Origin of the sequence: Rahnella victoriana, from assembly GCF_004330295.1 — a bacterium.
GTDB lineage: Bacteria > Pseudomonadota > Gammaproteobacteria > Enterobacterales > Enterobacteriaceae > Rahnella > Rahnella victoriana.
In genome coordinates, this window is the sequence record NZ_SJOJ01000009.1 from 1 (window position 1) to 26,986 (window position 26,986).

The window sequence follows — 26,986 nt, forward strand, 5'->3', positions numbered from 1 at the left end:
TGGCTAATAAAGTGCTGGCCGGGTGAAGATTTTCTGCGCGAAGCGGAACAAAAAACGCAAAAAATGAATAATAAATTAAGCCCGACTAAATCATCTCCAATTACTTGTATTACAAAGACAAATTATTCGTTTAGCCCAAACTGCTGTCTATTTTTTGCGTTTTTTGTTCCGCTTCGCGCAGAAAATCTTCACCCGGCCAGCACTTTATTAGCCAGTGTTTTATGCTAAATGAAACAAAATGTCATCTTAGCGATTTTCCGGAATTTCCACACAGCGAAGGTTGACATACCGCACACATTCCCGTATCACTTTAAGCACTGTTTGAACGATATCCGTTCTGACCACCCATTACGAGAAGCTGAAAACACATGTTCATGATGACCCGTCTCCTAGGCCTACTACTCAACGCAGAAAATTTGCGCGGTAAGCCAGTGGGCGAAAATCAGAACTGATTTCAACTTCCACAGACAATAAACCCGCGCCGATGCGCGGGTTTTTTTTTACCTCCCCGCAGGGCGCGAAAATAAAAGCAGACAAGGAACAACCCATGAGCGAGCAAGTCATTATTTTCGATACCACGCTGCGTGACGGTGAACAGGCGTTACAAGCCAGCCTGAGTGTTAAAGAGAAGATTCAGATTGCAATGGCGCTGGAAAGAATGGGCGTTGACGTGATGGAAGTCGGCTTCCCGGTCTCTTCTCCCGGCGATTTCGAGTCTGTACAAACTATTGCGCGCCAGATTAAAAACAGCCGTGTTTGCGGTCTGGCCCGTTGCGTGGATGGGGATATCGATGCCGCTGCCGAAGCCTTACGCGTCGCAGAAGCTTTCCGTATCCACGTGTTCCTGGCGACCTCAACCCTGCACATTGAATCCAAACTGAAGCGTTCGTTTGATCAGGTGCTGGAGATGGCCACGCATTCCGTGAAACGCGCCCGTAATTACACCGACGACGTGGAATTCTCCTGCGAAGATGCCGGTCGTACGCCGCTGGATAATCTGTGTCGCGTGGTAGAAGCCGCGATCAAAGCCGGTGCGACCACCATTAATATCCCGGACACGGTGGGTTACACCACCCCGGTGCAGTTCGGCGGCATCATCACCAATCTGTATGAGCGCGTTCCAAACATTGATAAAGCGATTATCTCCGTACACTGCCACGACGATCTGGGCATGGCGGTCGGTAACTCCATCGCGGCTATTCAGGCCGGTGCACGTCAGGTGGAAGGCACGCTGAACGGTATCGGTGAACGTGCCGGGAATACCGCGCTGGAAGAAGTGATCATGGCGATCCGCACCCGCAGCGACTACATGAACGTGCACACCAACATCAATCATAAAGAAATCTACCGCACCAGCCAGATTGTCAGCCAGATCACCAACATGCCGATCCCGGGCAACAAAGCGATTGTGGGTTCTAACGCCTTCGCGCACTCCTCCGGTATTCATCAGGACGGCGTGCTGAAAAACCGCGAAAACTACGAAATCATGACCCCGGAATCCATCGGCCTGAATCAGGTGCAGCTGAACCTGACCTCCCGCTCTGGTCGTGCTGCCGTTAAGCATCGTATGGAAGAAATGGGCTACAAAGAAGCCGATTACAACCTGGATCATCTGTATGCCGCATTCCTGAAGCTGGCCGACAAAAAAGGGCAGGTTTTCGACTACGATTTAGAAGCACTGGTGTTTATTAATAAGCAGCAGGAAGAGCCTGAATTCTACCGTCTGGATAATTTCAGCGTGCAGTCAGGGTCCAAAATTACCGCGACCGCGTCAGTCAATCTGGCCTGCGGCGAAGAAATCATCACCGAAGCCGCCACCGGCAACGGTCCGGTGGATGCCGTCTATCAGGCCATCAACCGCATCACCGGTTATCAGATTGAACTGGTGAAATACCAGCTGAGTGCGAAAGGACAGGGCCGCGATGCACTGGGCCAGGTCGACGTCGTCGTCTCCTTCAATGGCCGCCGCTTCCACGGTGTTGGTCTGGCGACCGACATTGTCGAATCCTCCGCAAAAGCGATGGTGCACGTACTGAATAACATCTGGCGCAGCAAACAAGTTGAGATTGAAAAACAACGTTTGCAGCAGGCAGGTCAGCAACACAACAACATTCAAAATAATCAGGAAACGGTGTGAACATGAGCAAGACCCATCATATTGCCGTCTTACCCGGAGACGGAATTGGCCCGGAAGTTATGGCCCAGGCATATAAAGTTCTGGAAGCAGTACGTCAGCGTTTTGGCCTGAAGATCACCACCAGCGAATACGATGTCGGTGGCGCAGCCATCGACAAACACGGCAGCCCGTTGCCGGAAGCGACCGTTGCCGGTTGCGAACAGGCGGATGCGATTTTGTTCGGCTCGGTCGGTGGCCCGAAATGGGAACATCTGCCCCCTAACGATCAGCCTGAGCGTGGCGCATTGTTGCCACTGCGCAAACATTTCAAACTGTTCAGCAACCTGCGCCCTGCCCGTCTGTATCAGGGACTGGAAGAGTTTTGCCCGCTGCGTGCTGACATCGCCGCAAAAGGTTTCGATATTCTGTGTGTGCGTGAACTGACCGGCGGTATTTATTTCGGTCAGCCCAAAGGCCGCGAAGGTCAGGGTATGCACGAGAAAGCCTTTGATACCGAAGTGTATTACCGCTTTGAGATCGAACGTATCGCCCGCATTGCCTTTGAATCTGCGCGCAAACGCCGCAGCAAAGTGACTTCCATCGATAAAGCGAACGTCTTGCAGACCTCGATCATGTGGCGCGAAGTGGTTAACGAAATCGCCAAAGATTACCCGGACGTCAGCCTGAGCCACATGTACATCGATAACGCGACCATGCAGCTGATTAAAGATCCGTCTCAGTTTGACGTGCTGCTGTGTTCCAACCTGTTCGGCGACATCCTGTCCGACGAATGCGCGATGATCACCGGTTCCATGGGTATGTTGCCCTCCGCGAGCATGAATGAGCAGGCATTTGGTCTGTTCGAACCTGCGGGCGGTTCCGCACCGGATATCGCGGGCAAAAATATTGCTAACCCGATTGCCCAAATCCTGTCTGCTGCGCTGTTATTGCGTTACAGCCTGGGTGCGGATGACGCGGCCAACGCCATCGAGCAGGCCGTCAATAAAGTACTGGAAGCAGGTCACCGTACCGGCGATCTGGCTAACGGCCAGCAGGCGCTGGGTACCAGTGAAATGGGCGATATCATTGCCCGCTTTGTGAAAGAAGGGGCATAACATGGCCAAGACGCTGTATCAGAAATTGTTTGATGCCCACGTGGTTTACGAAGCGGAAAACGAAACGCCATTGTTGTACATCGACCGCCATCTGGTTCACGAAGTGACCTCGCCGCAGGCATTCGACGGTCTGCGTGCGATGGGCCGTCCGGTGCGTCAGCCGGGCAAAACCTTTGCGACCATGGACCATAACGTGTCCACGCAAACCAAAGACATCAATGCGAGCGGCGAAATGGCACGCATCCAGATGCAGGAATTAATCAAAAACTGTGCCGAATTCGGTGTGCAGTTGTATGACCTGAATCACCCGTATCAGGGCATCGTTCACGTTATCGGCCCTGAGCAGGGCATGACCTTACCGGGCATGACCATTGTCTGCGGCGATTCCCATACCGCCACGCACGGTGCGTTTGGCTCACTGGCCTTTGGTATCGGGACGTCGGAAGTGGAACACGTTCTGGCAACGCAAACCCTGAAACAGGGTCGCGCCAAAACCATGAAAATCGAAGTGACCGGCGATGCCCCGGTGGGTATCACGGCGAAAGACATCGTTCTGGCGATTATCGGTAAAACCGGCAGCGCGGGCGGTACCGGTCACGTGGTGGAATTCTGCGGCAAAGCGATTGAAGCCTTAAGCATGGAAGGTCGTATGACCCTGTGCAACATGGCGATCGAAATGGGCGCAAAAGCCGGTCTGGTTGCGCCGGATGAAACCACCTTTGCCTACCTGAAAGGTCGTCAGTTCGCACCAAAAGATCAGAACTGGGACGCGGCGGTTGAATACTGGAAAACCCTGAAAACCGAAGATGGCGCGACGTTCGACAGCATTGTCACGCTGGATGCCTCTGAAATCGCGCCACAGGTCACCTGGGGTACCAATCCGGGTCAGGTCATGGCGGTGAATCAGACCATCCCGAATCCGGCCTCCTTTGCCGATCCGGTAGAACGTGCCTCTGCTGAAAAAGCGCTGGCGTATATGGATCTGCAACCGGGCATTAAACTGACCGACGTGGCGATCGATAAAGTCTTCATCGGTTCCTGCACCAACTCCCGTATCGAAGATTTACGTGCTGCGGCAGCCATTGCCAAAGGCCGTAAAGTGGCGAACGGCGTACAGGCGATTGTCGTGCCAGGTTCCGGCCCGGTAAAAGCACAAGCCGAAGAAGAAGGCCTGGATAAGATCTTTATCGAAGCCGGTTTCGAATGGCGTCTGCCGGGCTGCTCAATGTGTCTGGCGATGAACAATGACCGTCTGGAACCGGGCGAACGTTGCGCGTCAACCAGCAACCGTAACTTCGAAGGCCGTCAGGGTCGTGGCGGGCGCACGCATCTGGTCAGCCCGGCAATGGCTGCGGCAGCAGCGGTCACTGGCCGTTTCGCTGATATCCGTGAACTGAACTGAGGAAAACACCATGGCTAAATTTACCCAACACATCGGTCTGGTGGTTCCGCTGGATGCAGCTAACGTCGATACCGATGCCATTATCCCGAAACAGTTTTTACAGAAAGTCACCCGTACCGGTTTCGGCCAGCACCTGTTCAACGACTGGCGTTTTCTGGACGATGCCGGCCAGGTGCCAAACCCTGATTTCGTGCTGAACAAGCCGCGCTATAAAGGCGCGAGCATTTTGCTGGCGCGCGAAAACTTCGGTTGCGGCTCTTCCCGTGAACATGCGCCGTGGGCGCTGACCGATTACGGCTTCCATGCGGTGATCGCGCCAAGCTTTGCCGATATCTTCTACGGTAACTCTTTCAATAACCAGTTGCTGCCGATCACCCTGAGCGAAGCGCAAGTGGATGAATTGTTCGAACTGGTTAAAAACAACGAAGGCATTCAGTTCGAAGTAGATCTGGAAGCGCAAACCGTGAAAGCGGGCGATAAAAGCTATCCGTTTGTCATCGATAGCTTCCGCCGTCACTGCATGATCAACGGTCTGGACAGCATCGGCCTGACGTTGCAGCACGAAGAAAATATCTCCGGCTACGAGAAGAATCAGCCTGCGTTTATGCAGTAATTTCCGGAGACTGAGCATAAAAAAACCCGCGGATTTGCGGGTTTTTCTTTATCTGAAAAGCGACGGGTTATGTCAGACGTCTTTGACTTTATACATCAGCCCGAGCGCCACCACCGCCAGCACAGTCGCCGCCCAGTAGACCGGAAAGTGGCCGAAGTTCTCCACGATAAAGCCCTGCAACAAACCAGCGCAAATCACACCGGTAGAAATGCTGTTGGTGAACAATGTGGTTGCTGACCCCGCCCTGCCCGGCATCAGATCCTGAAAATACAACATGCCGATCCCCGCCACGATACCGATGAAAATCGCATTGAACAGTTGCAGAATCATCAGCGCCGCCTTGAACTGAAACGCCACCAGTCCGGCATAGAAAATGACGCCGCTCGCCACGGCATACAGCATCAGCTTGCGTTTGCCGGTACGTTTCACCAGATAGCCTGCCAGCAACATTGCCGGGATTTCCAGCCCGGCGGCTGTCCCCATCAGCAAACCTGCCAGCCCTTCCGGTAAACCTAAATCACTGGTGATGTACAACGGCATATCAATGACATACATGATATTGCAGGTCCACATCAGCAAAGAGGAAAAGAACAGCAGACGCACATCTTTGTTGCGCCAGGCGCTGACGTGTACCACTTTTTCATCCACCGGTTGTTCGAGGCGCGGCACCGACGGTAGGAAAAACAGGATCATCAGAATACTGCCGACAAACACGGCGGCGGCGCTCAGGTACATCGGAGTAAAACCGTAATTCAGCGCCAGCATGAATGACAGCGGCGGGCCGAGCACCCAGGCCAGCGACAACATCGCACGCATCATTGAGCTGAACATCACCACTTCACTGGCGGAGCGGTCGGCATGTTCACGCGCCAGCGCAAACAACTGCGGCATTGATGCATTCCCTATCGCCGCCAGCAATACGCCGACGGTGATCAGCACCAGATAATCACGGCTGAAGGCGAAAACCAGGCTGTTCCCGAGCGCCATCAGGCAGCAAAACATCAGCAGTTTTCGCCGGTCACCTTTGTTATCCGAACGGTTGGCCAGCAGGAAACTGATGGCAATCCCGGCCACCGCATTGACGGTATAGAACAGACCGACCCACATTGGCCGGACTTTCACTTCATTGGTCAGAAACAAGCTGAGTGTGGGCGCCTGCAACGCTCCCGCGATACCACACAGCAAAGACACCACCAGAAAGGTGACATAAATGGCATTAATACGAGGTTTTGACATGACGCCGTCCCTGAGAAATGAAAGCCCATAAAACAAGACAGACAGTGTAGCGAAGTTTCAGGAAGTTCTGGGGAATGAACAAAAAAAGCGTGTAAAAAAACCAGTGAGTTTCCTCACTGGCTGGTGACATTACACCATTACTCAGAAAATCGAATTTTGACGGGCCTGCCATGAGCCGGATTACAAATGCTGGCGATAGTCTTTTTCATCCACAGAATCTAAATCCCACTGCGTGAGACGGGACAAAATATCCAGGCGGTATTGCACCGGCACCCAGGACAACCAGTCAGCATGATTTTTAGAGGCGTTCCTCTTAATGGCTTCAAAATAACGCTGGTAAAAACGGGCGTTCAGACTGCGTTTCATGCTGACCTCCGGTCATTCACAACAGGCTTTCGTTGAGAAACAGTATCGGAGTATTATGAGGAAAGATAAATTGATGAAGATCGCCCACGGAGTTCCTCTTTTATGTCCTCGTCCCGTTTGCAACAGCAGTTCATCCGCCTGTGGCAAAGCTGCCACGGTGAAGAAACCGAAACCACGTTGCAGGCGTTGTCTGAGGTTCTCAATTGTTCACGCAGACATATGCGATCCTTGCTCAGTACCATGCAGGAACAGGGCTGGCTGCAATGGGATGCCGAAGCCGGACGCGGCAAACGTTCCACGCTGAAATTCCTGTATACCGGGCTGGCTCTCCAGCAACAGCGCGCCGAAGAGCTGCTGGAACAGGACCGGATTGATCAGCTGGTGCAACTGGTCGGCGATAAGGATCGGGTGCGTCAGATGTTGCTGTCCCAGCTCGGACGCAGCTTCCGTCAGGGTAAACATATTCTGCGCGTGCTGTATTACCGCCCGCTGATTAACCTGCTGCCCGGCACCATGTTACGCCGTTCAGAAACGCATATTGCCCGGCAAATTTTCAGCGGCCTGACACGCATAAATGAGGAAAACGGGGAAGTAGAAGGGGATCTTGCCCATCACTGGCAGGAAATTTCTCCGTTGCACTGGCGTTTTTATCTGCGTCCGGCCATTCATTTTCATCATGGCCGTGAACTGGAGATGGCCGACATCATCGCCACGTTCACCCGCCTGACCGCCCATCCGCTGTTCAGCAACCTGAAAACGGTCACCACGCCCACGCCGAATGTCATTGATATCCATCTGAATGCCCCTGACCGCTGGCTGCCGTGGCTGTTCGGCAATATCCACGCGATGATCCTGCCGCAGGAATGGCAATCCCTGCCTGATTTTGCCCGTCATCCGGTCGGTACCGGCCCTTACGCTGTGGTGCGTAATCTTAAAACACAACTGCGCATACGCGCCTTTGATGAGTATTTTGGCTTCCGGGCGCTGATAGACGAAGTGAATATCTGGGTGCTGCCGGAACTGAGTGAAGAACTGGTGCATTCCGGCGTACAGCTTCAGGCCGATGAATCCGGCAAAAGTGAGCTGGAAAGTCGTCTGGAAGAAGGCTGCTATTTCCTGCTTTTTGACCAGCGTTCGCCGGTCGGACAATGCGATGCAACGCGCCAGTGGTTGTGCGATTTACTGAATCCCATCGCCCTGCTGAACAATGCAGAACCGATTTATCAGCGCTACTGGTCTCCGGCGTATGGCTTGTTGCCGCGCTGGCACCATAAAGCCCCGCAGCCGCGTCCGCCCCGACCGCAAGGTCTGACACAGGTGACCCTGACCTTCTACGGCGAGCATTCTGAACATCAGGCAATTTGTAATGCCCTGCAACCGCTGCTGGCGGCGGAAGGCATCGAACTGATCATTCAGGTGGTGGATTACGCCGTCTGGCACCGCGGCGACGCCAAAAGTGATCTGTGGCTCGGCAGTGCCAACTTTACCCTGCCGCTGGAATTCTCACTGTTTGCGCATTTCCATGAATTGCCGCTGGCGAAACATTGCTTCAGTGAAGGAATGGAAGAGGACGCCGCGCAGTGGCACGCGGGCAATTTGTCGATGGCGAAATGGAGTCAGAAACAGACAGTCAGCCATCAGATCCACCCGCTGTTCCATCACTGGCTGGTGTTGCAGGGGCAACGAAGCATGCGCGGCGTACGTATGAATACCCTCGGCTGGTTCGACTTTAAATCCGCGTGGTTTGCGCCACCGGACAGTTAATCGGACTATCGCATCGCGCCGTTAGTCTCTAGAATGACATCCGTTCTCAACGGGGTGCCAGAGTGATTTCTTTTTTAAGAAGAATGAACTCGATCTTTAAACGCCGCGAGCGCGTGTTCAGCGGGTGAAGTCCAGCGCACAGAAAGCGGAGCGTACACAAAGTACGTGAGCATTTCGAGCACTGCACGACGCCCGATCAACACACGCACAGCAAGTTTAAAAGGCTGAGAGTATACCCGTCGAACCTGATCCGGTTAATCCCGGCGGAGGGATTTGAGACTGCGCGATGCTTACTCAAAATCCTTTGCCCTTTCATTTTTTTGGAGCGCAAAGTTGAAAAAATTATTGTCCTGCCTGCTGTTACTTTCTGCACCTGCATTTGCGGCAAAACCTGTTCTGACGGTTTATACCTATGATTCTTTTTCTGCCGACTGGGGTCCGGGTCCGGCGATCAAAAAAGCCTTTGAAGCCCAATGCGGCTGCGAGCTGAAATACGTCGCGCTGGAAGATGGTGTGTCTTTGCTGAACCGTTTGCGGATGGAAGGTAAAAACAGCCAGGCCGACGTCGTCCTCGGGCTGGACAACAACCTGTTGCAGGCGGCTGAACAAACCGGTTTATTCGCCAAAGCGCCGAAAACCGACGCCGTACTCACCGTCCCCGGCGGCTGGAATGACAGCACCTTCGTGCCTTACGATTACGGCTATTTCGCCTTCGTCTATGACAAAAACAAACTGAAGAACCCGCCAAAAAGCCTCGATGAGCTGATCAACAGTGACCAGAACTGGAAAGTGATTTACGAAGATCCGCGCACCAGTACGCCGGGTCTGGGCCTGATGCTGTGGATGCAAAAAGTCTACGGCGATAAGGCACCGCAGGCGTGGCAAAAACTGGCGAAGAAAACCGTCACTGTCACTAAAGGCTGGAGCGAGGCCTACGGGTTATTCCTCAAAGGCGAAAGCGATCTGGTGCTGAGCTACACCACCTCTCCGGCGTATCACATCGTCGAGGAGAAGAAAGATAATTACGCGGCAGCGGATTTCACCGAAGGGCATTACATGCAGGTGGAAGTGGCAGGTCAGCTGGCGAACAGCAAGCAACCGAAACTGGCTGAAGCCTTCATGAAATTCATCACCACAGAAGATTTCCAGAAAGTGATCCCGGCCGGCAACTGGATGTATCCGGTGGTGGATACGCCGCTGCCAGACGCCTTTAAACAGCTGACCGTACCGGCCAAATCTCTGCAATACAGCGCACAAGACGTCGCGACTCACCGTTCACAATGGATCCAGGCATGGCAGAACGCCGTCAGCCGTTGATCCCGCGCTGGCTGTGGCCGGGCGTCATCGCCTCACTGGCTATGCTGCTGGTGGCGGCGCTGGCACTCGGCTCTTTGTGGCGTCATGCGCCACAGATCAGCGGTGCCTCGCTGTGGCAGGATCCCTATCTCTGGCATGTGATCCGCTTTACCTTCTGGCAGGCGCTGCTGTCGGCGCTGTGCTCGGTGCTGCCCGCGATTTTACTGGCACGCACCTTGTTCCGCCGCCGTTTTCCCGGCCGTCAGCTGTTACTGCGTTTATGCGCGATGACGCTGGTCTTGCCGGTTTTAGTCGCCGTGTTTGGCATCCTCAGTGTTTACGGAAGACAGGGCTGGCTGGCGCAAATTTGCGGCTGGCTGGGCGTGGATTACCGTTTCTCGCCGTACGGTCTACAGGGCATTTTGCTGGCGCATGTCTTTTTCAATCTGCCGCTGGCGACACGTCTGTTATTGCAGGCACTGGAGAATATCGCCGTTGAGCAGCGCCAGCTCGCCGCGCAACTGGGCATGAACGTCTGGCAGCAATTCCGCTTTGTGGAGTGGCCCGCGCTGCGCAGGCAGATTTTCCCCGCCGCCGCCTTAATTTTCATGCTGTGTTTCGCCAGCTTCGCCACGGTGCTGTCGCTGGGCGGCGGTCCGCAGGCGACCACCATTGAACTGGCAATTTATCAGGCGCTGAGTTACGACTACGATTTAAGCCGCGCCGCGACACTGGCGCTGATCCAGCTGTTTTGTTGTCTTGCGCTGGTGTTGCTCAGCCAGAAACTCAGTCAGGCGTTGCCGGTCGGACAAACGCATGCTCAGCGCTGGCGTAACCCGGATGACTCGCCGCTGCGTCGCATCGCCGACGGCGTGCTGATTGCCCTCGCGTTGCTGCTGATCCTGCCGCCGTTGCTGGCGGTGATCGCCGATGGCATCAACCGCGCGGTGGTCAGCGTATTACAACAGCCTGCATTGTGGCAGGCGTTATGGACGTCAGTGCGTATCGCGGCCGGTAGCGGGATCTTATGTGTGCTGCTGACCATGATGTTGCTGTGGAGCAGCCGCGAGCTGCGCTTACGCCAGAGAAATGGCTGGGCGCAGGCGATGGATCTCAGCGGCATGCTGATCCTCGCCATGCCGGGCATTGTACTGGCGACCGGCTTTTTCCTGCTGCTCGGCGATACCACCGGTTTGCCGCAATCGCCGTGGCCGCTGGTGATCCTCACCAATGCGCTGATGGCAGTGCCTTACGCCCTGAAAGTGCTGGATAATCCGATGCGCGATGTGGCGGAACGCTACACGCTGCTGTGCCTTTCGCTGGATATGCGCGGCTGGCAGCGGTTGCGCCGGGTGGAACTCAGCGCGCTGAAACGCCCGATTGCCCAGGCGCTGGCGTTTGCCTGTGTGCTGTCGCTGGGGGATTTCGGCGTGATTGCCTTGTTCGGCAATGAAAATTTCCGCACCTTACCGTTTTATCTGTACCAGCAGATTGGCTCTTACCGCAGCCAGGACGGTGCGGTGACGGCGCTGTTATTACTGCTGTTATGCTTTCTGTTATTCACCCTGATTGAGAAACTGCCGGGCCGCCATGCTGACGCTGAATAAACTGACGTATTTGTATGAACATCTGCCGATGCGCTTCGATTTACAGATCGAAGCCGGTGAACGGGTGGCGATCCTCGGCCCGAGCGGCGCGGGAAAAAGCACCCTGCTCAGTCTGGTCGCCGGTTTTCTGGCACCGGTCAGCGGACAAATCCGGCTTAACGGCGCGGATCACAGCACCACGCCACCGGCGAAGCGCCCGGTCTCGATGTTATTTCAGGAAAACAATCTGTTCTCGCATCTGACGGTGCGCCAGAACATGGGGCTGGGACTGCATCCGGGGCTGAAACTCACCCCGCAACAGAAGCAGGAACTGGAAGACATCGCCCGGCAGGTCGGGCTGGAAGAGTGTCTGGATCGCCTGCCATCGCAGCTTTCCGGCGGCCAGCGTCAGCGCGTCGCACTGGCACGCTGCCTGCTGCGCAGCCAGCCAATCTTATTGCTCGACGAACCCTTCTCCGCACTGGATCCGGCGCTGCGCAGTGAGATGCTGAGTTTGCTGGACAGGGTGTGCGGACAGCGCAACCTCACGTTGCTGATGGTGTCGCACAATCTGGATGACGCCGCGCGGATTGCGCCACGGACATTACTGATCGTCGATGGCCGGATTTTTTACGACGGACCGACGCAGGCACTGGCCGACGGCAGTGCGCCGGAAGCCAGAGTTCTCGGGATTATGCCGGGGCTTAGCGGGTGATCACTTTCCACAGCAAATGACCGTAAACCGGCATCATGGGTTGCTGGCTCAGCATCACCAGGCTGACCACTGTCGCGATCAGACTCAGTACGCACACCACGCGTAAACGCGGCAAGGGCAGCCATTTGCTCATCGCATCAGGCGAGGCTTTGCCAGCACGGAACCAGCGCCACAGCAGCCACGCACTCAGCCAGATCAGCACAACCGCCGTAAACAGCAACCATTTGAAGACCGAGCTGTTATGGCTGGCGGGAATATCAATGGCGACACCGGCCAGAATGCCGGGCAGGAAGTAAACAGGTGGCCAGCAAAGACAGCCGATGATATTCGGCGGCGCAAATTTATACGGCGGCAGATTCAGCATACCTGCGACCATCGGCACCAGCGGACGGGTCGGACCAATAAAACGCCCGATAATCACCGTGGCAAAACTGTGGCGATCCAGCGCATAACCGGTTTTATCCAGTAATGACTGGTAACGTTTGAGGAAACGCCAGCGGTGCAGCGGCTCCTTGAAACCCCGGCCGATAAAATACGAGGTCCAGTCACCAAAGAAACAGCCCAGCCCTGCCGCCAGCCAGGCTTCGTACAATCCCACCTGACCGCTGCCGATCAGCGTCCCCAGCGTGGCCATCATGACGGTGCCGGGCAAAATCAGCCCCACCAGCGCCAGTGACTCGAAGAAAGCCACGACAGCGACAATAATTAATGCGAAGCCCACCGACTGAGCGACCAGATGTTGTAGATAGGCTTCCATACATTCCCAGAATTCTGTTACGCCAATTGCGTAGATAAATGAGACAACTGTGAGTTTTACGCCTTCTCATTGTAGTAAATACATCAAGCGGCTGAATTGTCAGCGCATGAACTATCACAGTCAACCGGGTAATTGTATGCGTATTTGGCAGAGTCCGGAGTCGTAGACAAAGACTGTATAAATAACCATACTCTGTTTCTGATCTTTATCTGTTCATCTCTACCGTTCCGAGGCGCTTATTACTTCCACCATTGCCCGTCCCGCTGCTGCCACCCCTGACACCCCGCCGCGTCAGGGATTTGTGCTGACCCGCCACTGGCGCGACACGCCGCGCGGTACGGAGGTGGAATTGTGGCTGGCGACGGACGCAGGCCCGCAGAAAGTGCGCCTGCCGTTACAGGAATCGGTGGCGTTTATTCCGGCCGAACAGCGTGCGACAGCGGAACGCCTGCTGGCCGATGAAAAAAATGTCAGCCTGCGCGAGTTGCCGTTACAGGATTTCCGCTCGCGGCCGGTTCTCGGCCTGTATTGCCCGCAACACCGGCAGCTTATGCGGATGGAAAAACTGCTGAAAGAAGGCGGTGTCAGCATTTTCGAAGCCGATATCCGTCCGCCGGAACGTTTCCTGATGGAACGCTATATCACCGCGCCGGTGTGGTTCAGCGGCAAACCGGGGCCGGGAAATCTGCTGGTGGAGACCAAAATGAAGCCCGCCGACAATTACCGTCCGCCGCTGAAACTGTGTTCGCTGGATATCGAAACCAGCGGCAACGGCGAGCTGTACTGCATCGGTCTGGAAGGCTGCGGGCAGCGCCACGTGTATATGCTCGGCCCGCCAAACGGTGCGCCTGACGCGCAGTTTGATTTCAACATGGTTTACGTCGACAGCCGTCCGCAGTTGCTGGAAAAACTCAATGAGTGGCTGGAGAGGTACGATCCCGACGCGATCATCGGCTGGAGCGTGGTGCAGTTTGACCTGCGCGTTTTACAGAAACACGCGGATCGTTACAAAATTCCGCTCAAATTCGGGCGCGGCGGCGGTGAACTGGAATGGCGCGAGCACGGTTTCAAACAGGGCCACTTTTTTGCGGCCGCCGCCGGACGCCTGATCATCGACGGCATTGAAGCCCTGAAATCGGCATTCTGGAACTTCAACTCGTTCAGTCTGGAATTTGTCTCGCAAAGTTTATTGGGCGAAGGCAAAGCCAGCGACAATCCCTATCAGCGGCTGGCCGAAATCGAACAGCGTTTTCGTGAAGATAAACCGGCGCTGGCACGCTATAACCTGAAAGACTGCGAACTGGTCACGCGGATTTTCGCCAAAACCGAGCTGATGCCGTTTTTGCTGGAACGCGCCTCGGTGACCGGTCTGGCGGTCGACCGCAGCGGCGGGTCGGTGGCGGCATTCACCCATCTTTATTTACCCCGTATGCACCGCGCCGGTTACGTCGCGCCCAATCTGGGCGAATTAGAGGGCGAAATGAGCCCGGGTGGCTTTGTGATGGATTCGCGCCCCGGCCTGTATGATTCGGTGCTGGTGCTCGATTATAAAAGCCTGTACCCGTCGATTATCCGCACCTTTCTGATTGACCCGGTCGGGCTGGTCGCCGGACTGCAACAACCGGATGACGAACATTCCGTGCCCGGCTACCGTAACGCCCGCTTCTCGCGGGAAAAACATTGTCTGCCGGAAATTGTCCGCCAGATCTGGATGGGACGCGAAGACGCTAAAAAGCAAAAAAACAAACCACTGTCGCAGGCACTGAAAATCATCATGAACGCCTTTTATGGCGTGCTCGGCTCCAGCGGCTGCCGTTTCTTTGATCCGCGCCTTGCGTCCTCCATTACCCTGCGCGGGCACGACATCATGCGCCAGACCCGCGAGCTGATTGAAGCCGAAGGCTTTCAGGTGATTTACGGCGACACCGATTCCACTTTTGTCTGGCTGAACAAAGCCCATTCGCAGGAAGAGGCCGACGCGATTGGCCGCCGTCTGGTTGAACAGGTGAATGCGTGGTGGAAAGGCCATCTGCAACAGGAATACGGGCTGGAAAGCGCACTGGAACTGGAATTCGAAACGCATTATCAGCGTTTCCTGATGCCGACCATTCGCGGCTCGGAAACCGGCAGCAAAAAACGTTATGCCGGTCTGGTGAAAGACGCCGACGGCGAGCACATCGTTTATAAAGGGCTGGAAACGGTGCGCACCGACTGGACACCGCTGGCGCAGGAGTTTCAGCAGGCGCTGTATGAGCGGGTGTTTCACCGCCAGCCGTATCAGGATTACGTGCGCGATTACGTGGCGCGCACGCTCAGCGGCGAGTTTGATGACAAACTGGTGTACCGCAAACGCCTGCGCCGCAAGCTGAGCGATTATGAGAAAAACGTCCCGCCGCATGTCCGCGCGGCGCGGCTGGCGGATGACTATAATGTGCTGCACGGTCGCGCCAAACAGTATCAGAATGGCGGCTGGATCAGCTACGTGATGACCACGTCCGGCCCTGAACCGCTGGAAAACCGTCAGTCGCCCATCGACTATGACCATTATATCGAGCGTCAGCTGGAGCCGGTCGCCGATGGCATTTTACCTTTCCTTCACGACGATTTTGCTACACTCATTACAGGGCAGATGGGATTATTCTGAGCAAAAAACGGGGCACTTTGGGATTCACAGGTGACGAAACGCTTACCTTCCATTACCATAGCGCCCTTTCCCATTTCTGAATCATCCTCACACAGTGAACAACTCCGCGCCATCTGGCGGGGAAAGAAAACTATTGCCCGTGAAACATCGCGGGCTGAGCAAGCATTGCGCAGTCGCCGTATACAGAGCACACAACACAGAGAGAGATTATGCCGTTTACATTGGGTCAACGCTGGATAAGCGATACGGAAAGCGAATTAGGATTAGGAACCGTGGTCGCGCTGGATGTGCGCATGGTCACCCTGCTTTTCCCCGCCACCGGTGAAAACCGTTTGTATGCCCGAAATGATTCCCCGATCACCCGCGTGATGTTCAATCCCGGTGATACCATCAGCTGTCACGAAGGCTGGCAGTTGCAGGTCGAAGAAGTCGTTGAAGACAAAGGTCTGTTGACCTATATCGGCACCCGTCTGGACACCGAAGAAACCGGCGTCGCCATGCGCGAAGTGCTGCTCGACAGCAAACTGACTTTCAGTAAACCGCAGGATCGCCTGTTCGCCGGTCAGATCGACCGTATGGACCGCTTCGCCCTGCGTTTCCGCGCCCGTAAATACCAGCGTGAACAGTTCCGTCTGGAATTCGGCGGCCTGCGCGGTATGCGTGCCAGCCTGATCCCGCATCAGTTGCACATCGCTTACGAAGTCGGTCAGCGTCATGCGCCACGCGTTTTACTGGCCGATGAAGTGGGTCTGGGTAAAACCATCGAAGCAGGCATGATTATCCATCAGCAACTGCTGTCCGGCCGTGCCGAGCGTGTGCTGATCGTGGTGCCGGAAACCCTGCAACACCAGTGGCTGGTGGAAATGCTACGCCGCTTCAACCTGCGCTTCTCTCTGTTTGATGACGACCGCTATGCCGAGTCCGTCCACGAAGCGACCAATCCGTTCGAAACCGAACAGCTGGTGATCTGCTCGCTTGATTTCGTGCGCCGCAATAAATCCCGTCTTGAGCAGCTTTCCGATGCGGCGTGGGACATGCTGGTGGTCGACGAAGCGCACCATCTGGTGTGGAGCGAAGATGCGCCGAGCCGCGAATATCAGGTAATCGAGCAGCTTTCCCAGCAAATCCCGAGTGTTCTGTTGCTGACCGCCACGCCGGAACAATTGGGTCAGGAAAGCCACTTTGCGCGTCTGCGCCTGCTGGATCCGGATCGTTTCCACGACTACGAAGAATTCATCGAAGAACAACAGCAGTATCAGCCGGTGGCCGATGCCGTCACGCTGTTACTCAACAAAGAACCGCTGACGCCGGAAGCCCTGGCGTTGCTGGGTGAAAGTGTCGGCAACGCCGATACCGATGCCCTGCTGACCGCCGCCAATAAAGGCGACGAAGCCGCAGCGAAACAACTGGTTTCCATGCTGATGGATCGCCACGGCACCAGCCGCGTGCTGTTCCGTAACACCCGTAACGGTGTGAAAGGTTTCCCTGAGCGTCACCTGCATGCGGTGAAACTGCCGCTGCCGACCCAGTATCAGACCGCAATTAAAGTCTCGGGCATCATGGGCGCGAAGAAAACCGCCGAAGCCCGCGCCCATGACATGCTGTATCCGGAGCAGATTTATCAGGAATTCGAAGGCGAGAACGCCACCTGGTGGAACTTTGATCCGCGCGTCGAATGGCTGCTCGGTTATCTGACCGCCAACCGCGACGAGAAAGTGCTGGTGATCTGTGCCAAAGCCGCCACCGCCTTGCAGCTGGAACAGGTACTGCGTGAGCGTGAAGCGATCCGTGCCGCCGTATTCCATGAAGGGTTGTCGATCATCGAACGTGACCGCGCGGCAGCCTATTTTGCCTCGCAGGAAGAAGGCGCGCAGGTGCTGCTGTGTTCTGAAATCGGCTCCGAAGGCCGTAACTTCCAGTTCGCCAGCAAAATGGTGATGTTCGACTTGCCGTTCAACCCGGATCTGCTGGAACAGCGTATCGGGCGTCTGGATCGTATCGGTCAGCAAAACAATATCGACATCATGGTGCCTTACCTCGAGCAGACCGCGCAGTCGGTGCTGGTGCGCTGGTTCCATGAAGGTCTGGATGCGTTCGAACATACCTGTCCGACCGGCCGTACCATTTACGACAGCGCCTACGAGCAGCTGATCGCCTTCCTGGCCACGCCTGCCGAGCAGACGGGTCTGGACGAATTTATCCTCGAATGTCGCGCAGAACATGACGCGCTGAAAGAGAAGCTGGAAAATGGCCGTGACCGTCTGCTGGAGATGCATTCCAACGGCGGCGAACGTGCGCAGCAACTGGCGAAGGAAATCGGCGAGCAGGATAACGACGTTAATCTGGTGAACTTTGCGCTGAATCTCTTCGATATCGTCGGCATTAATCAGGAAGACCGCAGCGATAACCTGATCGTGCTGACGCCGTCCGATCACATGCTGGTGCCGGATTTCCCGGGCCTGCCGGAAGATGGCTGTACCGTGACATTCGATCGTGAACAGGCGCTGTCCCGTGAAGATGCGCAGTTCATCAGCTGGGAACATCCGATCGTGCGTAACGGTCTGGATCTGATCCTGTCCGGCGATACCGGCAGCTGTGCGGTGTCGATCCTGAAAAACAAAGCCCTGCCGGTGGGTACACTGCTGGCGGAACTGGTTTACGTGGTGGAATGTCAGGCGCCGAAACATCTGCAACTGACCCGTTTCCTGCCTCCGACACCGGTGCGTATGCTGATGGATCGCAAAGGCACCAATCTGGCGGCGCAGGTCGAGTTTGAGAGCTTTAACCGTCAGCTGAACGCCATTAACCGTCATAACTCCAGCAAGCTGGTCAACGCGGTGCAACAGGACGTTCACGCCATGCTGCAACAGGCGGAAGCCGAAATTGCTGAGCAGGCGCGTGCGCTGATCGAAGCGGCCAAAGTGGAAGCCGACGAGCAGCTGACCCAGGAGCTGGATCGCCTGAAAGCGCTGAAAGAGGTCAACCCGAACATTCGCGATGACGAACTGGAATCGGTAGACTCGAACCGTAAGCAAGTGCTGGCGAATCTGAACGATGCCAGCTGGCGTCTGGATGCGATCCGCCTGGTGGTGGTCAGCCATCAGTAAGCCCGACGGGATGCAGCCGGTCTGCATCCCTCCTTTATTTCACCCCGAACGCAGACTGAAACCGCTATGAGCGAACACCAACCGACTATCCCTGAACCGTCGAAAACCCGGCCGCTGGAGAATTACAATCCGCCGACCGATCCCTGGTTACAGGTGATTTTTCAGGATGAACACATCATGGTGGTCAATAAACCCAGCGGGCTGCTTTCGGTGCCGGGCAAACTGGCCGAGCATCAGGACAGCCTGATGACGCGCATTCAGCAGCAATTTCCTGAAGCCGAATCTGTCCATCGTCTGGATATGTCCACCAGCGGCGTGATCGTGGTGGCGCTGACCAAAGACGCTGAGCGTGAGCTGAAACGTCAGTTCCGTGAACGCGAAACCAAGAAAGTGTATATCGCGCGGGTCTGGGGACGGGTTGAAGAAGATTACGGCATTATCGATTTGCCGCTGATTTGCGATTATCCCAACCGGCCGAAACAAAAAGTCTGTCATGAGACCGGCAAGAAAGCGCTGACGCAGTATGAAGTGATGTCCTGGGACGATGACGGCACCACCCGCGTCAAACTGCGGCCAATAACCGGACGTTCTCACCAGTTGCGCGTGCACCTTCTGGCACTCGGGCATCCGATTCTGGGCGATAAATTCTATGCTCATCCGCAGGCGCTGGCGGCGGCAGACCGTTTGCAACTGCATGCGCAGGAATTATCGTTCTATCACCCGATAACGGATACACCGCTGGTTTATCACTGCGAGCCTGACTTTTAACCATTTAAATAATACATATTGCTTCAATCATTATTAAGTAATATGTATTACATTACCATCGCGTTGTTTTATCAGAATTTACTTTCCCAAAAAATATAATACCCGCTCCTGTTCTTATTTCATGCCCTGTCATTATTACCCGCACGCCTGATAACATCGCTTCCTTTTTTAATTATTTCCACCCTCAGGGAAAATATAATGGCATGGAAACCAAAGCTACTCAGTAGCTTAATTGCATTGGCGATTTTTGACGCCGATGCAGGCATTATGCGCGAGGATGTTGCCGTACAGGATTACCGGGACTTTGCTGAAAATCTGGGCAAATACCTCCCCGGTGAAGAAAACATCGAAGTTTTCAAAAAGGATGGCACGTCCGCGGGTATTCTTAATTTCCCTATGCCTGATTTTGGCGCCGTCAACAGCCTAGGATTCGCGACATTAATTTCTCCCTCTTATGTTGCCAGCGTCGCCCATAATACCGGTTATACCTCTGTTGATTTTGGCAATCACGCCAAATACAGAACCACCTATAAGTTAATCAGCCGAAATATTCACCCAGCTTATGAAACATGGGATAAAGACTTTCATGTTCCCCGCCTGAATAAAGTCGTGACCGAAGCCGCACCCGTGCCAATGGTGGATACGCAGCAAGTACGTAATAACCCTGAGCGTTATGTTTACTTTGCGCGGGTTGGCTCAGGCACGCAGTATCAGGTCGATCCGGTCACCAGGAAACCCGTCTATATCACCGGGGCTTACGATTGGAAAAGCGGCGGCACGATGGTTAATCCCACCTTTGAACCGTCACGTCTGCGCTGGGTAAACTACGGGCCGCCGGACACACGTGCTCAGCCATTCAGTTCTGCGATACAAGCCGGCGACAGCGGAAGCCCACTTTACGTGTATGATAACCTTGAAAAAGAGTGGAAAATCTATGGTGTCTCACCCTGGGGTGGCACAGGGAAGACTGGGTATGAGTACACCAGTTATACGCTGGATATGCAGCTGAATTTCCTCAAGGGGGTTATCGCTGAAAATACCGATCCGGATGTGACCGATATCGCCGCCGATGGCGACATTCACTGGGCAGCGGCCGATATTACTCAGGGCGAAAACAGCTGGCAGTGGCACGGTGTCAATACCGAACTGCCTTCTCAGGCCACAGCAGATGAACTTAATGCCTCCAAAGACCTGCGTTTTGCCGGTGATGGCGGTCTGATCATACTCGACAGCGCGGTGAATCACGGCGCGGCAAAACTGCAGTTTTCCAACGATTACCGCGTCGTCTCTGCCGAAGGCGCCGACAGCACCTGGGTGGGCGGCGGCATCGAAGTCGATGCGGGGAAAACCGTCGACTGGGAAGTCAATGGATTAGACGGAGACACCCTGCATAAAATCGGTGAAGGCACGCTGTACGTCAATGCCGTGGGGAATAACGGCGGTGCGCTGAACGTCGGCGACGGGCTGGTGGTGTTAGCCCAGCAGGCCAATGAAGCCGGGGAGCAAAAAGCCTTCTCCAAAGTCACCATTGTCAGCGGTCGCCCGACCGTGCAGATCGGCGGCGAAAACCAGATTGCCGGCAGCGACATTTACTTTGGTTATCGCGGCGGCAATCTGGATCTGAATGGCTATGATATGGCTTTCAGCAGCATCAATCACAGTGATTCAGGTGCCGCCATTATTAACGGCAATGCAGACCAGATCAGCACCCTGACGCTGAACAACAGCAGTAACCAGACCTTCGTCGGCCATCTCGGCAGTCAGGAAACGGCGTCAAATTTAAACGTCGATTATGCGCCGGACTCCTCCGCAGGCGTCTGGGAACTGGCGGGCGGTGCCGATCTGAATCAGCTCTCCGTGCAAAATGGCATTATGAGACTCGCCGGTCGTCCGACCCCGCATGCCGGTGACGTCGTGTTCAGCGACGACTGGATTGATGAAACCTACACGATAAACAATGTGGATGTGGCCAGCCGCGCCACCCTGCGCGTGAACGAGCACGCCACGCTGGATGCCAACGTGACGCTCAACGAGCGGGCAAACCTGATGCTGAACAGTAAATCGCATCTGAGCGGCAAGGTGGAATTCGCCGCTGACAGTGTGATTTCTGTCGATCAGACCGACAGCAAGACCACCAGCACCGACGGCAATAATGACGTGGTGATTGACGCCACGATTTCCGGTCACGGCACCCTGAAGAAAATGGCGCCGGGCGCGCTGTACATCAACAGCGAGAATACCTTCACCGGTGACACCCATATCTACAGCGGCGCGCTGATCCTCAACGGCTCCCTTGCCTCCACCGTCACGATGGAGAAAAACACCGTTCTGGCCGGTAACAACACCGTCGCCGATCTCATCCTGAAAGATGACGTGCAGCTTCTGCCGCACTGGCCAGCCGAAAACGAGAGCGAGAGCGACACCTTTGTTGCGGCCACGCAAACCGTTAACGGCACCCTGGCGGCGGGCAGCAATAACCTGCTCAGCCTGCGCACGCATTTCGATCCGGCGTTCACTCAAACCGACAAGCTGCTGATCAACGGCGACATGGTTTCCTCCGGGCCGGTGACTGTTCAGGTCACGCCGTCAGGGGCGGGTTTCTTCACCGATACGGATAACGATGGCGCGGCGGATAATCAGGAAGGCGTGTCGCTGATCCAGGTGGCCGGTAAGGCAACCAAAGACAGCTTCAGACTGGCGGGCGAGTACGTGGCGCGCGGCGCTTATGCGTATAACCTGTATGCCTTCGCACCGGGGCGCAGCTCTGAAGAACAGCGTGACGTGGCGGGCAGCGGCGATCAGTTCTGGGATTACCGTCTGCAAAACAACATGCTGACCGAAGGCGACAATACGGTGCCGGTCGATAACACGCCGGTTCCGCCAGAACCGACGCCGGATGATGAAGACGATGGCGGGGACGACGATACGCCGGTTCCTGAGCCAAAGCCGGATGACGGTGACGATACGCCGGATGAAGGCGATGACACACCGGTTCCGCCGGCACCGACGCCAGATGATGACAGCGGGAAAAATGCACGTCCGGCCGTCACGCCGCAGGTGCCTTCTTATCTGTCCCTGCCTTCGGCCCTGCTGAGCTACAACAGCCGCGTCAGTGAAACCTTCCGCAATCAGGTGCTGGCGCAGGATGATAAGAAACTGAATATCTTCTTCCAGTATCTCAACGGGGAAGATAACTATCATTCATCACTCGGCTTTATGAATTATGGCTACGACTACACCCAGAAAGAAGAAGGCTGGCTGTTCGGTGCCAAAGTGATGCAACTGGGGAATGACACCCATTCGCTGGGCCTGAGCCTCGGCCTGTCCAGCGCCAATCTGGATGTCACGCCGGATGCCGCCGACGGCAACAGCAAAACGCAATACACCACCTGGGGACTCTCTTCGCTGCTGTCGTATCAGTACGTGAGCGGTCTGACGGTGGATGTGGCGTCCGACGTCGCCATCTACGACGGCAATGTGTCGACCGACCTGCGCGGCAGTGAAGTGGCGGACATCAGCGCGACCTCCTTCGGCGGCTCTGTGGATGTGGGCTATAAAATCAAAGCGGGAAATCATGAATTCACACCTTTAGCCGGTCTGGGTATTCAGCGCCTGCAGGTGGATGATTTCACTGATATCGATAATACGACCGTGCATTACGACGATATTACCCGTCCGACCGCCCGTCTGGGGATGCGTTACCGCTATGACTGGGATACCACAAGTACCGGTAAATGGGCGGTGACGGCGAATACACTGTTCATTAAAGACCTGAGTGATGACGCTGCGGTGGATATCGGTGACAGCTACAGCAACGTCAGCAACAGCTTCCGCAGCGGTGCGACCGGCAGTTCCGGCATGATTGATCTGGGGATTATCAATAACCCGACGCCGAACGTGTCACTGAACACCGGCGTGCAGTATCAGCACAGAATTGAAGATGAAGGGGTTGATTACTGGCAGGCCGTCGCAGGCGTGAAGGTGAGCTTCTGATCACTGACCGACGGTGAAGCGATAAATAAAAGGCGTCCTGCAACGGACGCCTTTTTTATAATGATGTTATTTAAAACCTTTCTCGCGTTTGATCAGGTCATACGCCGCCTGGATCGCCTGCGCTTTCTCTTTAGCCATTTCCATCATTTCCGGCGGTAAACCTTTCGCCACCAGTTTATCCGGATGGTGTTCGCCCATCAGCTTACGATAGGCGCGCTTAATGGTGGTCGCATCATCGGTGGCGCTGACGCCCAGCACTTTACAGGCATCGGCCAGTGTCGGCCCCTGCTGTGTCCGGTGATAACCGCCGCCATAGGAATGACCGCCCTGCTGACTGCCGCCGAACTGCTGTCCGCCTTCCATCATGCGCAGGAACTGATCGAACTGCATGCGGGAAATCCCCAGTTCTTCAGCAATCACATACAGCACTTCACGTTCATTGGGATGCAATGAACCGTCGGCGTACGCGGCCTGGATCTGAATTTCCAGAAAAGTCCGTATCAGGTCGAAACGACCAAAACATGCACTGCGCAGTTCACGCATTTTTTCCCGCAAAGGATAATTCGCTTCTTTGCCATCGCGGAAGGCACGCTGCGCGGCTTCACGCTGTTCGCCGTGCAACTGCATACGTTCCATGTAAAGACTGGCGATCTGAATATCCGCCTCGGTAACTCTGCCTTTTGATTTAGTCAGATTCCCCATCACTTCAAACGTGGTGCGGAAAAAGATGGTTTGACGTGTCTGTTGATCGGCAAAATAGCCCCGGCGTTTCGCGGAACGCGCGGTGTCAAACATGTGCCCTATCAACAGCCCTGAAACAATTCCCCAGAAGCCTAAACCAGACCATAAGCCCAGGATAAGTCCGAGCAGTTTTCCCCAATACTGCATATACTCCTCAATTCGCCATGCCGTCGCTGAAAAATTGCTTTATCATAACCGGCATTTATCGTTGTGCCTAACGGCGGCAACGTAACCGGTGGGATTTAACACTAGCGCAACCATGATGAGTGAGATAGTCTCTGACCGTTTGCCGGCATGATGCCTCTGATGACGGAACACCATTTTACGTATGAAAAACAGACGTCTGAAAACACGCTTACCGACAATGCTGGCCGCCACAATCTGGTCAGTATTGTACAGTCACGGCGCAATGGCCGACCTTGCAGCGCAATGTATGCTCGGCGTTCCGACCTATGACAAACCTCTGGTGCAGGGTGATCCTAATTCACTGCCTGTCACCATCAACGCCGATAAGGCGACCGGCAACTATCCTGACAGCGCACTGTTCAGCGGCAACGTCAATGTTGTCCAGGGCAACAGCACGCTGGATGCCGATCAGGTTCAGCTCAATCAAATCGCCAATCCCAATCAGCCGACACCTACCCGTACCGCCACGGCGACCGGGAACGTGCGTTATAACGATAACCAGATCAAGCTGAATGGCCCGAAAGGCTTTGCCAACCTGACCACCAAAGATACCGATGTACAGGACGGTACCTATCAGATGGTAGGACGTCAGGGTCGTGGTGATGCTGACAAGATGAAGCAGCGTGACAACAACCGCTACACCATCATGGACAACGGCACCTTTACCACCTGTCTGCCGGGTGATAACAGCTGGAGCGTTGTCGGCTCAGAAGTGATCCAGGACCGTCAGGAAGAAGTGGCGGAAATCTGGAACGCCCGCTTCCACATCGGCCCGGTGCCGGTGTTTTACAGCCCGTATATGCAGTTACCGATTGGTGACCGCCGCCGTTCCGGTTTCCTGATCCCGAACGCCAAATACAGCAGCAATAACGGTTTCGGGGCCACCGTTCCGTTTTACTGGAACATCGCGCCAAACTACGACGCCACCATTACTCCGAACTACATGAGTACCCGTGGTCTGCAATTGCAGAATGAATTCCGTTATCTGACTGTGGCCGGTGCCGGTCTGATGGAGTTCGATTATCTGGGTAACGATAAGAAAATCGATCAGCAGTTTGTGGATGATGAAAACCGCACCAGCGATAACACCAAGCGCTGGATGTACTACTGGCGTCATGCCGGTGTCTACGACAAGGTGTGGCGTTTCAACGTTGACTATACCAAGGTCAGCGACCCGTATTACTTCACCGATTTCGATTCCACCTACGGTTCCAGTACGGACGGCTACGCCACGCAGAAATTCAGCGTGGGTTACGCCAATGAGAACTGGGATGTCACGCTGGCCAGTAAACAGTTCCAGGTGTTCTCGAACGCCGGTAACCAGAACGCCTATCGTGCGCAGCCACAGCTGGACATCAACTATTACAAAAATGACCTGGGTCCGTTCGACCTGCACCTTTATGGTCAGGCGGTGAAATTCACCAGCGTTAACCCGGATAACCCGGAAGCGGTGCGAACGCACTTCGAACCGACGCTCAGCCTGCCGCTCAGTAACGGTTGGGGAAGTCTGGATAACGAAGTGAAGCTGATGGCGACCCACTATCAGCAGGATATTCCTGACAATTATTACGAGGATAATCCGGACACCAAACTGCGTTCCTCCGTGAACCGTGTGATGCCTGAGTTTAAAAGTGACGGCAAAATGGTCTTCGACCGGTCAATGGACTGGAACGCAGACTATACCCAGACGCTCGAACCGCGCGTGCAATACCTGTACATCCCGTACCGTAACCAGAGCTCGATCAATACCTATGACTCGACCCTGTTGCAGTCCGACTATACCGGTCTGTTCCGTGATAAGAGTTACAGTGGCCTTGACCGTATCGCCTCAGCGAACCAGGTGGCCGGTGGTTTAACCACCCGTATTTACGACGACAATCTGGAAGAACGCTTTAACGCCTCGGCCGGTCAGATTTATTACTTCCAGCCGCCGCGTACCGGCGATCAGGACAGCGTGCTGGATAAAAATGATGACACAGGCAGCCTGGTGTGGGCCGGTGACACCTACTACAAAATCGATAATTTCTGGGGCATCCGTGGCGGTATTCAATACGATACCCGTCTCGATGCGGTTTCCCTGGGCGATGCGGTGCTCGAATACCGTGCTGACTCAGAGAAAATGATCCAGCTGAGTTATCGTTACGCCAGCCCGGAATATATCCAGGCGACATTGCCAAGCGTCAGACATCCGGGTTATCAGGACGGTATCTCTCAGGTCGGTGGTATCGCCAGCTGGCCGATTGCTGACCGCTGGGCCATTGTCGGTGCCTATTATTACGATACCAAAGCACAGCAACCGGCTGACCAGCTGATTGGTCTGCAATACAACACCTGCTGTTGGGCTATCAATGTTGGCTATGAACGTAAGATCACCAACTACGATTCTGTGAAGTCAGAAAGTAAGTATGACAATAAGATTGGATTCAATATTGAACTTAGAGGCCTTGGGAACAATCAAACCCTCGGAACGAAAGAAATGTTGGCCAGCGGCATACTGCCTTATCAACGCGCTTTCTAGACCCGACGACAATTTAAACTCAGTGAACTTGAAACCCGCGCTTGCGGATTAGACAAATGGAAA

At 55.0% G+C, this 26,986-nt stretch carries 18 protein-coding genes; 14 read left to right on the top strand and 4 right to left on the bottom strand.

The window, feature by feature from the left end; genetic code table 11:
• The 5 genes from EYY67_RS24600 to leuD form a co-directional block, all read left to right on the top strand.
• Positions 1–228, top strand: a 228-nt coding sequence (locus EYY67_RS24600) for a hypothetical protein (protein ID WP_207391085.1), incomplete at its 5' end; no start/stop codon positions are given.
• A gap of 319 nt (positions 229–547) precedes the next feature.
• Positions 548–2,137 carry a 2-isopropylmalate synthase gene (gene leuA, locus EYY67_RS09205; RefSeq protein ID WP_095924637.1) on the top strand — a complete coding sequence of 530 codons (1,590 nt, stop codon included), beginning with the start codon at positions 548–550 and terminating at the stop codon, positions 2,135–2,137.
• A gap of 2 nt (positions 2,138–2,139) precedes the next feature.
• Positions 2,140–3,231, top strand: coding sequence for a 3-isopropylmalate dehydrogenase (gene leuB, locus EYY67_RS09210; protein WP_095924636.1), 1,092 nt, complete (start codon positions 2,140–2,142; stop codon positions 3,229–3,231).
• A gap of 1 nt (position 3,232) precedes the next feature.
• Complete coding sequence (leuC, locus tag EYY67_RS09215) at positions 3,233–4,633, top strand: 3-isopropylmalate dehydratase large subunit (protein WP_119822519.1); 1,401 nt, start codon at positions 3,233–3,235, stop codon at positions 4,631–4,633.
• Positions 4,634–4,643: 10 nt separating this feature from the next.
• On the top strand, positions 4,644–5,246 hold the full coding sequence (leuD, locus tag EYY67_RS09220) for a 3-isopropylmalate dehydratase small subunit (protein ID WP_119822518.1): 603 nt from the start codon (positions 4,644–4,646) through the stop codon (positions 5,244–5,246).
• A gap of 72 nt (positions 5,247–5,318) precedes the next feature.
• On the opposite strand, the gene EYY67_RS09225 is transcribed toward leuD, so the two are convergent.
• Together EYY67_RS09225 and sgrT are read right to left on the bottom strand one after the other, a co-directional pair.
• Positions 5,319–6,482, bottom strand: coding sequence for an MFS transporter (locus EYY67_RS09225; RefSeq protein WP_095924633.1), 1,164 nt, complete (start codon positions 6,480–6,482; stop codon positions 5,319–5,321).
• A gap of 180 nt (positions 6,483–6,662) precedes the next feature.
• Entirely contained in the window at positions 6,663–6,848 is a 186-nt protein-coding gene (gene sgrT / locus EYY67_RS09230) for a glucose uptake inhibitor SgrT (RefSeq protein ID WP_095924632.1), read from the bottom strand.
• Positions 6,849–6,950: 102 nt separating this feature from the next.
• Here sgrT and sgrR point away from each other — a divergent pair, with 102 nt between their 5' ends.
• From sgrR to thiQ, 4 genes are all read left to right on the top strand, one after another.
• The gene (gene sgrR, locus EYY67_RS09235; protein ID WP_095924631.1) at positions 6,951–8,612 is read left to right on the top strand and encodes an HTH-type transcriptional regulator SgrR; all 1,662 of its coding nucleotides are present in this window, start codon (positions 6,951–6,953) and stop codon (positions 8,610–8,612) included.
• Positions 8,613–8,945: 333 nt separating this feature from the next.
• Positions 8,946–9,929: a thiamine ABC transporter substrate binding subunit gene (thiB, locus tag EYY67_RS09240; protein ID WP_119822515.1), complete on the top strand. Its 984-nt coding sequence runs from the start codon at positions 8,946–8,948 to the stop codon at positions 9,927–9,929.
• Complete coding sequence (gene thiP, locus EYY67_RS09245; protein ID WP_131693372.1) at positions 9,905–11,515, top strand: thiamine/thiamine pyrophosphate ABC transporter permease ThiP; 1,611 nt, start codon at positions 9,905–9,907, stop codon at positions 11,513–11,515. The genes thiB and thiP overlap by 25 nt, the downstream gene beginning before the upstream one ends.
• Positions 11,499–12,209 (top strand): thiamine ABC transporter ATP-binding protein ThiQ, encoded by a 711-nt coding sequence (thiQ, locus tag EYY67_RS09250; protein WP_131693373.1) that lies wholly within the window; start codon positions 11,499–11,501, stop codon positions 12,207–12,209. Before thiP ends, thiQ begins: the two co-directional genes overlap by 17 nt.
• On the opposite strand, the gene EYY67_RS09255 is transcribed toward thiQ, so the two are convergent.
• Entirely contained in the window at positions 12,199–12,966 is a 768-nt protein-coding gene (locus tag EYY67_RS09255) for a DedA family protein (RefSeq protein WP_095924627.1), read from the bottom strand. The genes thiQ and EYY67_RS09255 overlap by 11 nt on opposite strands.
• 250 nt (positions 12,967–13,216) lie before the next feature.
• Between EYY67_RS09255 and EYY67_RS09260 the strand changes: the two genes are divergently transcribed.
• The 4 genes from EYY67_RS09260 (at position 13,217) to EYY67_RS09275 (ending at position 23,478) form a co-directional block, all read left to right on the top strand.
• Entirely contained in the window at positions 13,217–15,610 is a 2,394-nt protein-coding gene (locus EYY67_RS09260) for a DNA polymerase II (RefSeq protein ID WP_278248208.1), read from the top strand.
• Between the two features lie 209 nt (positions 15,611–15,819).
• A complete protein-coding gene (gene rapA, locus EYY67_RS09265) occupies positions 15,820–18,717 on the top strand; it encodes an RNA polymerase-associated protein RapA (RefSeq protein WP_095924625.1) in 2,898 nt (965 codons plus the stop codon).
• Positions 18,718–18,783: 66 nt separating this feature from the next.
• Complete coding sequence (gene rluA, locus EYY67_RS09270; protein WP_095924624.1) at positions 18,784–19,485, top strand: bifunctional tRNA pseudouridine(32) synthase/23S rRNA pseudouridine(746) synthase RluA; 702 nt, start codon at positions 18,784–18,786, stop codon at positions 19,483–19,485.
• A 198-nt stretch (positions 19,486–19,683) separates the two neighbouring features.
• The gene (locus EYY67_RS09275) at positions 19,684–23,478 is read left to right on the top strand and encodes a S6 family peptidase (protein WP_131693375.1); all 3,795 of its coding nucleotides are present in this window, start codon (positions 19,684–19,686) and stop codon (positions 23,476–23,478) included.
• 66 nt (positions 23,479–23,544) lie between these two features.
• On the opposite strand, the gene djlA is transcribed toward EYY67_RS09275, so the two are convergent.
• Entirely contained in the window at positions 23,545–24,366 is an 822-nt protein-coding gene (gene djlA / locus EYY67_RS09280; RefSeq protein ID WP_095924623.1) for a co-chaperone DjlA, read from the bottom strand.
• Between the two features lie 181 nt (positions 24,367–24,547).
• On the opposite strand from djlA, the gene lptD reads away from it, so the two are divergent.
• Entirely contained in the window at positions 24,548–26,923 is a 2,376-nt protein-coding gene (gene lptD, locus EYY67_RS09285; protein ID WP_095924622.1) for an LPS assembly protein LptD, read from the top strand.
• The last annotated feature ends 63 nt before the right edge of the window (positions 26,924–26,986 follow it).

Bases quoted from the DNA above. Each gene is read 5' to 3' on its own strand.
- leuA (WP_095924637.1), top strand. From the start codon at position 548: ATGAGCGAGCAAGTCATTATTTTCGATACCACGCTGCGTGACGGTGAA.
- leuB (WP_095924636.1), top strand. From the start codon at position 2,140: ATGAGCAAGACCCATCATATTGCCGTCTTACCCGGAGACGGAATTGGC.
- leuC (WP_119822519.1), top strand. From the start codon at position 3,233: ATGGCCAAGACGCTGTATCAGAAATTGTTTGATGCCCACGTGGTTTAC.
- leuD (WP_119822518.1), top strand. From the start codon at position 4,644: ATGGCTAAATTTACCCAACACATCGGTCTGGTGGTTCCGCTGGATGCA.
- EYY67_RS09225 (WP_095924633.1), bottom strand. From the start codon at position 6,482: ATGTCAAAACCTCGTATTAATGCCATTTATGTCACCTTTCTGGTGGTG.
- sgrT (WP_095924632.1), bottom strand. From the start codon at position 6,848: ATGAAACGCAGTCTGAACGCCCGTTTTTACCAGCGTTATTTTGAAGCC.
- sgrR (WP_095924631.1), top strand. From the start codon at position 6,951: ATGTCCTCGTCCCGTTTGCAACAGCAGTTCATCCGCCTGTGGCAAAGC.
- thiP (WP_131693372.1), top strand. From the start codon at position 9,905: ATGGCAGAACGCCGTCAGCCGTTGATCCCGCGCTGGCTGTGGCCGGGC.
- thiQ (WP_131693373.1), top strand. From the start codon at position 11,499: ATGCTGACGCTGAATAAACTGACGTATTTGTATGAACATCTGCCGATG.
- EYY67_RS09255 (WP_095924627.1), bottom strand. From the start codon at position 12,966: ATGGAAGCCTATCTACAACATCTGGTCGCTCAGTCGGTGGGCTTCGCA.
- rapA (WP_095924625.1), top strand. From the start codon at position 15,820: ATGCCGTTTACATTGGGTCAACGCTGGATAAGCGATACGGAAAGCGAA.
- rluA (WP_095924624.1), top strand. From the start codon at position 18,784: ATGAGCGAACACCAACCGACTATCCCTGAACCGTCGAAAACCCGGCCG.
- EYY67_RS09275 (WP_131693375.1), top strand. From the start codon at position 19,684: ATGGCATGGAAACCAAAGCTACTCAGTAGCTTAATTGCATTGGCGATT.
- djlA (WP_095924623.1), bottom strand. From the start codon at position 24,366: ATGCAGTATTGGGGAAAACTGCTCGGACTTATCCTGGGCTTATGGTCT.
- lptD (WP_095924622.1), top strand. From the start codon at position 24,548: ATGAAAAACAGACGTCTGAAAACACGCTTACCGACAATGCTGGCCGCC.